This window comes from Microbacterium sp. SA39 (assembly GCF_000967865.1).
Classification (GTDB): Bacteria; Actinomycetota; Actinomycetes; order Actinomycetales; family Microbacteriaceae; genus Microbacterium.
In genome coordinates this window covers 129,153-142,174 of record NZ_JXRU01000029.1, presented here as the reverse complement: position 1 = coordinate 142,174, position 13,022 = coordinate 129,153, and the positions used below count along the sequence as shown (strand labels likewise).

Sequence of the window (13,022 nt, the reverse complement as noted above, 5' to 3'; positions counted from 1 at the left end):
CCACGGGAGTGTCATCGCAGCGCCTGGCGAACGCGGGAGACCAGGTCGGCGGGATGCTGCACAAGCTCCGCGGTCACCTCGATCACGGTCCAGCCTGCGGCTCGCAGCCGCGCGATGCGCTCGACGTCGTGGGCGTAGGTCGCGCTGTGCCAGATGCCGTGGTACTCGACAGCGACTTTGCAGTCCGGGTAGGCCATGTCTATGCAGGCGAGGAACCTGCCGTCGTCGTCGTAGACGTCGATGTTCAGCTGCGGTTCGGGAAGAGAGCCCTCGACGAGGATGCAGCGGACCTTGCTCTCGCGCGGTGACCACGCGTCGGTGCGCACGAGCTCCACGGCCTGGCGAAGACGCCGCACTCCCACGCGACGACCGGATGCCGTGGCGGCGCGCAACTGGGCGCGAGTGGCGAGCGGTCGGCGATCGGTCGTGGGGCGACCGTAGCCCGGTCGCCACACCCGGCAGAAGTAGTCACCGAGAGCCACGAGCTCATGCAGGGGCAGCGTGCCGAGACTCGCCCAGGTGCTCGCCGGGCTCGTGACGCGAAGCCCTCCATGCAGACAGACCGTGGTCGTCGCCGGACGCATGCGATGCCCCGCGACGGACGGCATCCGGGGGAGCGCGCCCGCCCCGAATACCCCGACGTGCACGGGCAGCTGCTCCTCGTCGTCACCCGCGCGGGCGCGGAAGAGGGGAAGAGGCCCGCCCCACAGCGCGGCTGCCGTCTCGAGGGCGAAGAAGTGCTCCGGATGCATGCGCGGCGCGTATTCGCGAGCGCGAGCCCGACGCTGGGCCTGCTGCAGCGCGTGCGGCGTGGACCTCGGGTCGGGCTCTGTCGCGGCATCCGTCTCCCCGATGTCGGTTCGGCGGCGCGTTCCACGGAAGGGCGCGGCGAGATCGTTCGCTCGCAGGCGGCTGCGCAGCACGCCCGCGTCCCGCGCCTCCGCGACGCTGAAGTTCTCACCGAGCGACGAGGGAAGCTGTCCGATCCGGGTCATGCCCCCAGCGTCCCGTCCCCGCTCCCCGCCCGCTCCGCTTCTCCACAGGCACACAGAGCCTCCCGTGGCACTTGTGGCGGGTGTTCCGCGGAAACACCCGCCACAACTGCCACGGGAGCGACGACCCGGCGCGGCCGGGGAGGAAGAGTCGGCGAGTCAGGCGTTGGCCTTGGCGCGCTTGCGCTTCTTCGGCTTGGCCGCGGGCTCCTCGGAGTGGGTGCTGCCGTACGTGTAGGCGCCGTAGCCGTAGCTGTCAGGGCCCTTCGTCGGCAGCATCGTCACCACGACGCCGAGCAGGTTCACGCCGGCGGTCTCGAGGGAGCGCACGGCCCCTGCGAGCTCCTGCTTCTTGGTCTTGCCGGATGCTGCGGCGATGATGACTCCGCGGGTCTTGCTGCCGATGACCGCGGCATCCGTGACGAGCAGGAGCGGCGGCGCGTCGATCAGCACGTAGTCGAAGTACTCGCCGAGCGGGGCGAGCACCTGGTCCATCGCCTCGGAGCCGAGCATCTCGCTCGGGTTCGGGGGAACCTGCCCGCTGGGCAGTACGTACAGGTCGTTGGCACCCCACTTCTGCAGCGCGTCGGTCACGTCGATGCGACCGATGAGCACGTCGGTCAGGCCGACGCCGCCCTCGATGTCGATGTAGTCGGCCACTCGGGGGAGGCGCAGATCGCCGTCGACGAGCGCGACACGTGCGCCCGTCTCGGCCAGTGCGATCGCCAGGTTCGCGGTGGTCGTCGACTTCCCCTCACCCGGGCCCGCGCTCGACACGACGAAGATGCGGGGACCGGCGTCCACGTTCAGGAACTGCAGGTTCGTGCGCAGGCTGCGGAACGACTCGGCGCGGGGCGAGCGGGGGTCGGCGTGCACGATCAGCGGACGCTTGGCGGCCTCGGGATCGTAGGCGATGCCGCCGAGCACCGGACGGTCGGTCAGGGCCTCGATGTCATGGAGGGTGTGGATGCGGTTGTCGAGCACGGTCCGCAGCATGGCGATGGCGATGCCGGCGGCGAGGCCGAGGATGCCGCCGAGGATGATGAGCATCCGCACGTTGGGGCTCGTGGGCGCGGTCGGTGCGACGGCGGGTTCGGTGACGTTGATCCGCACCGGGCTGACGGCGCCGTCCACGGCAGGCTGCTCGAGCGTGTCCTGCACGGCGTCCTGGAAGCTGGAGGCGACCGCGTTCGCGATGTCGGCGGCCTTCTCCGGGGCTTCGTCTGTCACCGTGATGTCGATGAGCACCGTGTTGAGAGGGGTCGTCGCCGTGACACGGCTGCTCAGACCCGCGACCGTGTCGTCGAGGTCGAGCTCGTCGATGACGGGTTCGAGCACGAGCGCCGTTCCGACGACGTCGACGTAGCTGGTCACCATCTGGCGGGCGAAGGTGGTGCCCTGCACCAGGTCGCCCGTGGCCGCCCCCTCGGTACGCACCGAGACATACAGCTGGGTGGAGGAGACGTACTTCGGCTGCTGGAGGGCCGCATATCCGGCGCCTCCCGCGAGTCCGAGGATGAGCAGGACCAGGATCAGGATCCAGTTCCGGTGCAGGATACGCACATAGTCGCGAAGTTCCACGCGGCAGATTCCCCCTGTTGTGAGCGGATTCCGTCCGGTCGGACGAACCGCATGCTGATTCTGGTCATTGTTTCACGGGCCGCACGGCCCCGACGCATCCCGGTCGGTGGGTCAGCCCGCCACCGGAATGCTCGCGGCCTCGTACGGGTTCTTCTCGGCACCCCGCGTCGACACCTTCGTGACGACGGATCCCAGTACGCGCGCGTCGACGGCCTCGATGCTCTTGGCCGCATCCGCCAAGCGCGTGGCGTGGGTGGAGCCGGAGGCCGCCACGAGGATCGCCCCGGTGGCCCAGCGTGCCATGACCGCAGCGTCCGTCACGAGCAGCAGCGGGGGCGCGTCGATGATCACGACGTCGAACGCGGCGGTGAGCGCCTCGACGAGCTGCTCCATCGCGCGGGAGCCGAGGAGTTCGGCCGGGTTCGGCGGGATGGTTCCGGACGGGAGCAGGAACAGCGCGCTGCGTCCCCATCGCTGGAGGACGTCGTTCAGCTCGACGCGCCCGGCGAGCACGTCACTGAGGCCGATCCCGCCCTCGATCCCGAAGTACTCCGCGACGCGGGGGAGACGCAGATCGCCGTCGACGAGGGCGACGCGGTGGCCGGCATCGGCGAAGGAGAGAGCGAGGTTGCCGGCGGTGGTCGACTTGCCCTCGCCCGGGCCCGAGCTGGTGATCACGAACACCCCCTGGCCCTCGGAGAAGAGGAACCGCACGTTGGTGCGCAGGGCGCGGAACGCCTCGGCTCGCGCTCCCCGCGGGGAGGTGCTCACCGCGAGGGGATGGAGGGGAGTGTCGGGGTCCAGCGGGATCTGACCCAGCACGGGGACGGCGATCGCCGCCTCGACATCGGATGCCGTGCGTACCCGCTGGTCGAGCGTGGCACGGAGGAGTGCGACCCCGATGCCGGCCGCGAGACCGATGATGCCGCCGAGCACGAGGGACAGCTGCATGTTCGGCGCGACCGCGACGGTCGGCACCTGTGCCGGCTGGAGAGTGACCAGGCGGATCGCGTATGCCGCCTCCTGTTCGCGCTTCTCGAGCGTCTCGGTGACGACGGTGGTGAAGCTCTCGGTCACCGCGTTCGCGATGCGGGCGGCCTGCCCGGGGTTGCTGTGCTCGACGCTGATCGTGATGATCGCGCTGTTCGTGGCGGCACTGGTCTCGATCCGACCCGCGAGCGTCGACACCGTGGTCGACAGGTCGAGATCGTCGATCACGGGTTCGAGCACGAGAGAGCTGGTGAGGATCGCGCGGTAGGTGCCGACGGCCTGCATGGCGTAGCTCGTGGCGAGCGCGCGGTCTGCTGGAGTGGCGGTGTCGCTGACCTGAACCGTCAGCATCACATCGGCCGAAGCCTCGTAGCGCTGCGGTGTGAACATCGCGATGAGCGCGCCGGTCGAGAGCCCGATCAGCAGGCCGGCGACGATCAGGATCAGCTGGCGACGGAGAACCCGGAGGTAGTCGCGGAAGTCCATGGTTCTCCAGTGCGGGGCGCGGATGGGCGGTATCGTCTCTCTGAGACTACCGATATATCGATGAAGGCAGCATGACGGCACTGAGCGATCTCTTCCCTGACGGTTCCCGCGCGGACACGTCCGGCGGCGCGCGCCTCGACGACCGCCATACGGTGCATCGCCTGCGCGAGATGATCGGCGAGCCGCGGGATGTCCGCGGCGTGACACGCCCGATCGCCGACACCGATGAGCTGATTCGCCGGGTTGAGGCCGCGTCGAAGAACGCCGTGCCGGTCGCGGACGAATCGGGCGACGTCGCCCGCCCGGTGAAGCGCTCGCGTCGGCGATTCGATCCGCTCACAACGATCGCGGGTTCTCTGGCCGTCGTCGCCGTGCTCGCGGCGGCCGCGGTCGGCGGAGTGCAGATGGCGACCGCGAGCCCTGCCGCGAGCTCGCTGACGGCGCTCGAAGATGACGAGGCCGCGATCCAGAATGGGCTCCAGTCCCTGACGACGACGAGGGACCGGATTCTCGCCGACGTCGAATCCCAGACCGCGGATGCCGCGCTCCTGCGCGGCGCTCTGGTGAGCACGAGCACGGCTCCCGATCCGGCGTCCGATCGCGAGGGAGTCATCGACGTGACGGATCCGGCGGTTCTGGCACCTGCGCTCGCCGCGTTGGACGCCTACGCGGCGGGCCTGGCCGCGATCACCGTGCCCGAGGTGCCGGCCGAGTACTCGCGTGGAGACATCGACGACGAATCGCTGGAAGACGTCGCGAAAGCGATCGACACCGCGCAGGAGCGTCTCCTCGCGCTCGACTCCGCGACCGCCGAGATGCGTTCGATCCGCACTCAGCTCGACGCGCTCCGTCCGCCGGCGGAACTCGCGGTGGCCACGTATGCCGCCACGTTCGCCGGAGCCGCGGATGCCGCGATTAGCCGCTACCCCGATGCAGATGCATCCCTGCACACCGCCCTGACGGAAGCCGCTGCCCGCATCGGCGCCGGCGGTCTCTGGGGCGTGGCCGGAGAGGCGGCGCTCGCGAGCTATCGGGATGCCTTCGTCGCCGTGGCCGCCGATCAGCTGCGAGTGGACATCGAGCGGGCGGATGAGCGGGAGCGGGAGCAGGACAACCGGCAGCCCGCGCGTCGCCCCGACTCGCAGCAGACGACGCCACCCGAGGACACGACCGAGCAGCCACCGCCCGTGGTGGAGACGCCGCTGGACCCGGACACCGGGACCACGCCGCCGGAGGGCGACGGAACGCCGTGACGAAAGCACCATCGCACGAACCTGCGCAATACCTGTGAGAACATATCTCCAGGGGAGTGAGTAAGTCTGAGGGGGCTTCCGGTCTTGAGTTCGAAAGAGGAGTACGTCGATACGTCGACGGGCGATATTCCGATATTTTTTAAAGTGTCGGTGACTCAGAAGCGACGACGGATGGCAGCCGCCATCGTCGACGGACTCTGCTGGAGCTTCGGTGTGGTGCTCGCCATCGCACTGCGCTTCGAGTTCATGATGGACGCTCGGGGCTGGATCGCGACGACGTTGCTCGCATTCACCGCCGGCGTCATCCAGATCGTCATCGGCTACGTGACGGCGTTGTACCGCGGCCGGTTCACCTACGGCTCCTTCGACGAGGTCCGCGCCGTGGGCATCATCGTCGTGATCGAGGCGGTCGCCCTGTCGCTGGTGGTCATCCCGATCGGTCCGTTCATCGGGGTGCCGCGCGGCACACTTCTGCTCGCGTTCCCCTTCGTGCTGCTGCTCATGTTCGGTGTGCGCTACTTCGCCCGACTGCTGCTCGAGCGCAGGCGGAAGCCCGGGCAGGACGCCACTCCGGCGCTCATCGTCGGAGCCGGGTTCATCGCCGACAAGCTGCTGGCCAACATGACGACCGACCCGACGTCGCCGATCCGCGCCGTCGGTGTGATCGATGACGACCCGAGCAAGCGCAACCTGCGGCTGCGCGGCGTGCCGGTCGTCGGCACCACCCGCGACTTCGCGGAGGCCGTGCAGCGCACCGGGGCCGAGCTCGCCGTCATCGCGATCGGCCGCGCCGACAGCACGCTGCTGCGCAAGCTCAGCGACCGCGCCGAGGCCGCTGGACTCCGCGTCGCCGTCACGCCGACCCTCGACACCCTGAACTCGGGCGAGAAGGCGATCAGCGACGTTCGCGACATCAGCATCGAAGACCTGATCGGCCGGCATCCCGTCGACACCAACGTCGAGCTGATCGCCGGCTACGTCACCGGGCGCCGAGTGCTGGTCACCGGGGCGGGCGGATCGATCGGGTCGGAGCTCTGCCGTCAGCTGGCCAAGTACGGCCCTCGCGAGCTGATCATGCTGGACCGCGACGAGACCGGTCTGCAGGACGCGCAGCTCGGTACCTCCGGGCACGGACTGCTCGACACCAATGATGTGGTGCTCGCCGACATCCGCGATGTCGAGCTGCTCGACCGCATCTTCGACGAGCGCAGGCCCGAGGTCGTCTTCCACGCGGCGGCCCTGAAGCATCTCCCGATGCTCGAGCAGTACCCCGATGAGGCGTGGAAGACCAACGTCATCGGCACCCTCAACGTGCTCAACGCTGCGCGTCGCGTCGGCGTGTCGACCTTCGTGAACATCTCGACCGACAAGGCGGCCAACCCGACGAGCGTGCTCGGACACTCCAAGCGCGTCGCCGAGAAGCTGACGGCGTGGGCGGGCGAGGAGACGGGCGAGCGCTACCTGTCGGTGCGCTTCGGCAACGTGATCGGCAGCCGCGGTTCGATGCTGCCCACGTTCCAGCGTCTGATCGCCGACGGGCGCCCGATCACGGTCACGCACCCCGACGCCACGCGCTTCTTCATGACCATCCCCGAGGCATGCCAGCTCGTCGTGCAGGCGGGCGCCATCGGCCGCGCCGGGGAAGTGCTGATCCTCGACATGGGCGAGCCGGTGTCGATCCTCGAGGTCGCGAAGCGCATGGTCTCCATGTCGGGCAAGAACATCGAGATCGTGTTCACCGGGCTGCGACCCGGAGAGAAGCTGCACGAAGAGCTGGTCGGTGCGCGCGAGAACCTCGAGCGGCCCTTCCACCCGAAGGTCTCGCACACCCGCGCCGACGTCATCACGCCCGAGCGGCTCGACAAGACCGGATGGATGGATCGCATGTTCGCGAACCCGCGGAACAACGACACGACGGTCATCGAGCCGATCCTCCTCCCGAAGGCGGCCGACGCGTGAGCGAACGGATCTACATGTCCTCGCCGGATGTCGGTGAGGCGGAAGAGCAGGCTGTCGTCGCCGCGATGCGCTCGGGATGGATCGCACCACTCGGCCCCGACGTCGACGCGTTCGAGCGCGAGCTCGCGGAGCGGGTGGGGGTCGCCCACGCTGTCGCCCTGAGCTCGGGCACCGCTGCACTGCACCTGGGACTCCTCACGCTGGGCGTCAAGCCCGGCGATGTCGTGCTGACGTCGTCGATGACGTTCGCGGCCACCGCGAACGCGATCGTCTACACGGGGGCTGAGCCGTACTTCATCGACGCCGACCCGGCGACGGGCAACATGGACCCGTCGCTGCTGCGCGAGGCCCTCGTCGAACTCCGGGATGCCGGCGAGACCGTATCGGCGATCGTGCCCGTCGACCTGCTCGGCAAGGCCGTCGACTACACCGCGATCCTCGCGATCGCCGACGAGTTCGGCGTGCCGGTGCTGTCGGATGCCGCGGAGTCGCTGGGTGCCACGCACCGCGGGCGCGCGGCAGGCAGCTTCGGCCGAGCATCCGTCGTCTCCTTCAACGGCAACAAGATCATGACGACGTCGGGCGGCGGGATGCTGCTCACCGACGATGCCGACATCGCACAGCACGTGCGGTACCTGGCTACGCAGGCCCGGCAGCCGGTCGTGCACTACGAACACACCGACATCGGGTACAACTACCGGATGAGTAACCTGCTCGCGGCTCTCGGCCGCGCCCAGCTCACCCGCCTCGACGCGATGATCGCCCGTCGCCGCGAGATGCGCGAGCTGTACAAGCAGCTGTTCGCCGATGTCGACGGCGTCGAGGTGTTCGGTGCCGAGGGCGACGAGGCCGACAATGTCTGGTTGACGTCGATCCTGGTCGACGCCGAGACCACCGGCTGGGAGCCGTCCGCGCTCGCCGCCGCGCTCGCGGAGGACAGCATCGAGAGCCGTCCGCTCTGGAAGCCGATGCACGCCCAGCCCGTGTTCGCCGGTGCCCGCAGCAAGGTCAGCGGAGCGTCGGACACTCTCTTCGCGCGCGGACTGACGCTGCCGAGCGGTTCTGCCCTCACGCCCGAGCAGCGCGAGCGCGTGGTCGCGGCGATCCGCGGCTTCCTGGCGTCATGAGCGGACAGTCACGTCCGTACGACGCCGTGAAACGCGCGCTCGACATCGTCGCGTCGGCGGTGGCGCTCGTGGTGCTGTCGCCGGTGATCGTCGCGACGGCGGTACTGGTCGCGGTCAAGCTGGGACGACCGGTCGTGTTCGCTCAGAAGCGACCGGGCAAAGACGGTCGCATCTTCACGCTCTATAAGTTCCGTTCCATGCGCTCGGTCGACGAGGCCCGCGGGTGGGTGACGGATGCCGACCGGCTCACCCCCTTCGGCGTGCGGCTTCGCTCGACGAGTCTCGACGAGCTCCCGAGCCTCTGGAACGTGCTGCGCGGCGACATGAGCATCGTCGGCCCGCGGCCGCTGCTGGTCGAGTACCTCGAGCGCTACACGCCCGAGCAGGCGCGTCGGCACGAGGTTCGTCCCGGCATCACCGGGCTCGCGCAGGTGACCGGTCGCAACGCGATTTCCTGGGAGAGCAAGTTCGCGCAGGACGTGCGGTACGTCGACCGGCGCAGCGTCGGACTCGATCTGCGGATCGTCGCCAAGACCATCGGCTCCGTCGTGAAGCGTGAGGGCGTCTCCGCGGAAGGACACGTGACGATGACGAAGTTCGGGGAAGCCCATGGCTGAACGGATCGTGATCGCCGGAGCCGGCGGCTTCGGACGCGAGACCCTCGATGTCGTCGAGGCGCTGATCGCCGCGGGTGAGCCGCTGCAGCTTCTGGGTGTCGTGGACTCGGGCCCGCGCCAGGTCGACCTCGGCCGACTCGCCGAGCGGGGCATCGTCTATCTCGGCACCGAGGAGGAGTGGCTGCCCACCGCTGCGGGAGACGAGCGCTTCGTCACCGCGATCGGCTCGCCTTCGGTGCGTGAGGCCGTCGCTCAGCGGCTGTCGAACGCCGGCCTGCGGGCGACCACCCTCATCCATCCGCGCGCGGTCATCGGATCACAGGCACGCATCGGCGACGGGGTCGTGATCACCTCAGGCGTGCAGGTCTCGACCAACGTCACCATCGGCGATCACGTGCACCTCAACCCCGCCAGCATCCTGGGTCATGACGCGACGCTCGCCGATTTCGTCTCGGTCAATCCCGGGGCGATCGTCTCGGGGAACGTCGTCGTGGAGACAGGCGTGCTGCTGGGGGCGGGTTCGGTCGTGCTGCAGGGACTCACCGTCGGTGCAGAAGCGACGGTGGGTGCGGCGGCGTGCGTCACAAAGGACGTCGAAGCGGGAACGACTGTCGTCGGTGTGCCCGCGCGCATCCTCGGCGACGGGTCGGCGGCGACGTGAGGGTCCTGATCGTGTCGCAGTACTATCCGCCGGAGGCCGTGCCGCTTCCGGCAGACCTCGCCCAGGGTCTCGCCGCGCGCGGGCACCAGGTCAAGGTTCTCACCGGGTTCCCGAACTACCCGACCGGAAAGGTCTTCCCCGGCTACCGTCAGCGCTGGCGCTCGACGGAGAAGGACGGCTCGGTCGAGATCAGCCGGGTGCCGCTGTTCGCCGATCATTCGCAGAGCGCCCTCAAGCGCATGCTCAACTACTTCTCTTTCGCGCTCAGCTCGGCGACGGCCCGACGCCTTTCCCGCGGAGCTGATGTGATCTACGTCTACGCCACGCAGATGACCGCCGGGTTCGGACCGTGGCTGTGGCGCGTCACCGGCGGACGTCCGTATGTGCTGCATGTGCAGGACCTCTGGCCCGACTCCATCGTCGGCTCGTCCATGATGGCCGGCGGGGCGAAGGAGCGGATCATCTCCGGCGCACTCGGACCCTGGCTGCGCAGCGCCTACACGCGCGCGGCCGGCGTCATCGGCATCGCTCCGACCATGGTGTCGACGCTGGTGACCCGCGGAGTTCCTGCCGAGCGCGCGCATCTCGTCTACAACTGGGCGGATGCGGGCGAACCCGTGGCATCCGTTCTTCCGGAATCGCAGTCGCCGCGCGCCGAGATCGTCTATGCCGGCAACGTCGGAGACATGCAGGACCTCGGGACCGCCGTGCGAGCGGCGCATGCGGCTGCGGATGCCGGTGTCGTCCTGACGCTCGTCGGAGACGGCGTGATGAAGACCGAGCTGCAGGCTCTCGTCGGCGAGCTCGGCGCGGAGAACGTGCGCTTCCAGGACCCCGTGCCGCGCGAACGGATGCCGGAGATCTACGCGCGTGCCGACTACGCCCTCGTGTCGTTGAAGGACATGCCCGTCTTCCGCGGGACGATCCCCTCGAAGTTCCAGGCCGTGCTCTCCGCCGGGGTGCCGGTGGTGACGACGGTGCAGGGCGACGTTCGCCGCCTCGTCGACGACGGCGACGTGGGGCTGACCGCGGATGCCGAGAGCGTCGGCTCTCTCGAGGCGGCATTCCGCTCCGCGGCGGAGCGCACGCCTGCCGAGCGTGCGGCGATGGCGCAGCGCGGACGCGCGATGTACGACACCCACTTCTCCCGCGAGTCGGGAATCTCCAGGATCGAAGAGCTGCTCACGGCAGCGGCGAAGGGAACGAGTTGACGATGAGCGAGTCATACGGCGGAGCACGCGTGCTGGTCACCGGCGGAACCGGATCATTCGGGCACACCGTCGCGAAGAAGCTCCTCGAGCGCGATGTCTCCGAGATCAGGATCTTCAGCCGCGATGAGGCCAAGCAGGATCTGATGCGGCACGAGATCCCCGATTCGCGCCTGCGGTTCTACGTCGGCGACGTACGCGACTACGACAGCGTCGACCGCGCCACGCGCGACGTGGACTTCATCTTCCACGCCGCAGCCCTCAAGCAGGTGCCGTCGTGCGAGTTCTTCCCGATGGAGGCCGTGCGCACGAACGTGAACGGCAGTGAGAACGTCGTGCGTGCCGCCGACCGCAACGGGGTCTCTTCGGTCGTTGCACTCAGCACCGACAAGGCCGTGTACCCGGTGAACGCGATGGGTATGTCGAAGGCGCTGATGGAGAAGGTCGCGCAGTCGCACGGCCTCAACAACCCGAACACCGCCACCACGGTGTCGTGCGTGCGCTACGGCAACGTCATGTACTCCCGCGGGTCGGTGATCCCGCTGTTCATCCGGCAGCTCAAGGCGGGGAAGAACATCACCGTCACGAACCCGGACATGACCCGCTTCATGATGTCGCTGGCGCACTCGGTCGACCTGGTCGAGTTCGCGTTCCAGAACGCGGCGCAGGGCGACCTCTTCGTGCGCAAGGCGAAGGCGACCTCGATCGGCACGCTCGCGCAGGCCGTGCTGAATCTCTTCCGCTCGGACGCGAAGCTCGAAGTGATCGGCACCCGCCACGCCGAGAAGCTGTCCGAGGCGCTCGCCACGCGTGAAGAGCTCTCTCGCGCGCGGGACATGGGAGAGTACTTCCGCGTCGTCGCCGACAACCGCGACCTCAACTACAGCGTGTACTTCGAAGAGGGAGACGTCACCCAGAACCGCTTCGAGGACTACGACTCGCACACCGTGCAGCAGATGACTGTCGGCGAGGTCGAGGAGCTGCTGTTGACGCTTCCCGAGGTACGAGATGAGCTGCGCCAGGCGGGCATCCCTGTGAGCGGATCGGACTCGTGAGCGGACTCGCCCTCACCGGCGCGGGAGGCTTCCTCGGGTGGCACCTGCGCGCGGCGATGAAGGAAGCCGGCACGCCAGTCGAGGCCATCCCGGTCGGAGCGCAGTTCGAGGGGTCGACGGCGGCTTCCGCGGTCGACGGCAGCGAGCGCGTCATCCACATCGCGGGGATCAACCGTGCATCCGACGAAGAGGTCCGCGACGGGAACATCGCGTTCGCCGAACAGCTGGCATCGGCACTGCGCGCGGCGAAGACGCCGCCTCCGGTCGTCGTCTACGCGAACTCCACACAGGCGACCAATGGCTCCGTCTACGGCGACGCCAAGGCGCGGGCTGCCGAGATCCTCGCCGAGACGGCATCCGACATCGGAGCGGAGTTCGTCGACGTGCGTCTGCCGAATCTCTTCGGCGAGCACGGGCGGCCGTTCTACAACGCGGTCACCGCGACGTTCAGCCATCTCGTCGCCGGAGGGGAGAGCCCGGTCGTCGACAACGACAAGGAATTGACGCTGCTGCATGCGCAGAACGCGGCCGACATCCTCAGTGGTGCCGTACCCGTCTCGGCGCTCGAGGATCTGCAGCAGGCCGAGACGGTGACGGGCCTGCTCGCGCGGCTGCAGGGGTACGCCGAGCTGTACAACCGGGGTGAGATCCCCAGTGTCGCCGACGACTTCGACCGTGACCTGTTCAACACCTACCGCGCGTACACGTTCCCCGCGCAGTCTCCGATCGACCTGACCCGGCATGCGGATGCGCGCGGATCGTTCTTCGAGATCATCCGCTCGCACGGTGGGCCCGGGCAGTCGTCGTTCTCGACGACGGTGCCCGGCGTCACTCGCGGCGACCACTTCCACCGCCGCAAGATCGAGCGGTTCACGGTGCTGCAGGGGCGAGCTCGCATCTCGCTGCGCCGACTGTACTCTGATGAGGTCGTCTCGTTCGAGGTCTCCGGCGACGCGCCCGGTGCCGTCGACATGCCGACGATGTGGGCGCACAACATCACCAACATCGGCGAAGACCTGCTCTACACGTCCTTCTGGACGAACGACATCTTCGACCCCGCCAACCCCGACACGATTGCCGAGGCAGTGTGACC

General features: G+C 68.6%; 11 protein-coding genes. 8 read left to right on the top strand and 3 right to left on the bottom strand.

Annotated elements, in window-relative coordinates; translation table 11 throughout:
- Positions 1-11 precede the first annotated feature (11 nt).
- From RS85_RS05745 to RS85_RS05735, 3 genes are all read right to left on the bottom strand, one after another.
- Complete coding sequence (locus tag RS85_RS05745; protein ID WP_046012468.1) at positions 12-995, bottom strand: hypothetical protein; 984 nt, start codon at positions 993-995, stop codon at positions 12-14.
- Positions 996-1,151: 156 nt separating this feature from the next.
- On the bottom strand, positions 1,152-2,573 hold the full coding sequence (locus RS85_RS05740; protein ID WP_046012467.1) for a polysaccharide biosynthesis tyrosine autokinase: 1,422 nt from the start codon (positions 2,571-2,573) through the stop codon (positions 1,152-1,154).
- A 111-nt stretch (positions 2,574-2,684) separates the two neighbouring features.
- The gene (locus RS85_RS05735) at positions 2,685-4,049 is read right to left on the bottom strand and encodes a polysaccharide biosynthesis tyrosine autokinase (RefSeq protein ID WP_046012466.1); all 1,365 of its coding nucleotides are present in this window, start codon (positions 4,047-4,049) and stop codon (positions 2,685-2,687) included.
- 71 nt (positions 4,050-4,120) lie between these two features.
- Between RS85_RS05735 and RS85_RS05730 the strand changes: the two genes are divergently transcribed.
- The 8 genes from RS85_RS05730 (at position 4,121) to RS85_RS05695 (ending at position 13,020) form a co-directional block, all read left to right on the top strand.
- The gene (locus RS85_RS05730) at positions 4,121-5,302 is read left to right on the top strand and encodes a hypothetical protein (RefSeq protein WP_046012465.1); all 1,182 of its coding nucleotides are present in this window, start codon (positions 4,121-4,123) and stop codon (positions 5,300-5,302) included.
- Between the two features lie 171 nt (positions 5,303-5,473).
- Positions 5,474-7,261, top strand: a complete 1,788-nt coding sequence (locus tag RS85_RS05725; RefSeq protein ID WP_082087504.1) for a polysaccharide biosynthesis protein — start codon at positions 5,474-5,476, stop codon at positions 7,259-7,261.
- Positions 7,258-8,388 carry a DegT/DnrJ/EryC1/StrS family aminotransferase gene (locus RS85_RS05720; protein ID WP_052703438.1) on the top strand — a complete coding sequence of 377 codons (1,131 nt, stop codon included), beginning with the start codon at positions 7,258-7,260 and terminating at the stop codon, positions 8,386-8,388. Before RS85_RS05725 ends, RS85_RS05720 begins: the two co-directional genes overlap by 4 nt.
- Positions 8,385-9,005 (top strand): sugar transferase, encoded by a 621-nt coding sequence (locus tag RS85_RS05715; RefSeq protein ID WP_046012464.1) that lies wholly within the window; start codon positions 8,385-8,387, stop codon positions 9,003-9,005. The genes RS85_RS05720 and RS85_RS05715 overlap by 4 nt, the downstream gene beginning before the upstream one ends.
- The gene (locus RS85_RS05710) at positions 8,998-9,666 is read left to right on the top strand and encodes an acetyltransferase (RefSeq protein ID WP_046012463.1); all 669 of its coding nucleotides are present in this window, start codon (positions 8,998-9,000) and stop codon (positions 9,664-9,666) included. Before RS85_RS05715 ends, RS85_RS05710 begins: the two co-directional genes overlap by 8 nt.
- Before the next feature lie 11 nt (positions 9,667-9,677).
- On the top strand, positions 9,678-10,877 hold the full coding sequence (locus tag RS85_RS05705; RefSeq protein ID WP_160298612.1) for a glycosyltransferase family 4 protein: 1,200 nt from the start codon (positions 9,678-9,680) through the stop codon (positions 10,875-10,877).
- 2 nt (positions 10,878-10,879) lie between these two features.
- Complete coding sequence (locus RS85_RS05700; RefSeq protein WP_046012461.1) at positions 10,880-11,929, top strand: polysaccharide biosynthesis protein; 1,050 nt, start codon at positions 10,880-10,882, stop codon at positions 11,927-11,929.
- The gene (locus RS85_RS05695) at positions 11,926-13,020 is read left to right on the top strand and encodes a polysaccharide biosynthesis C-terminal domain-containing protein (RefSeq protein WP_152642339.1); all 1,095 of its coding nucleotides are present in this window, start codon (positions 11,926-11,928) and stop codon (positions 13,018-13,020) included. The genes RS85_RS05700 and RS85_RS05695 overlap by 4 nt, the downstream gene beginning before the upstream one ends.
- Positions 13,021-13,022: the final 2 nt, after the last annotated feature.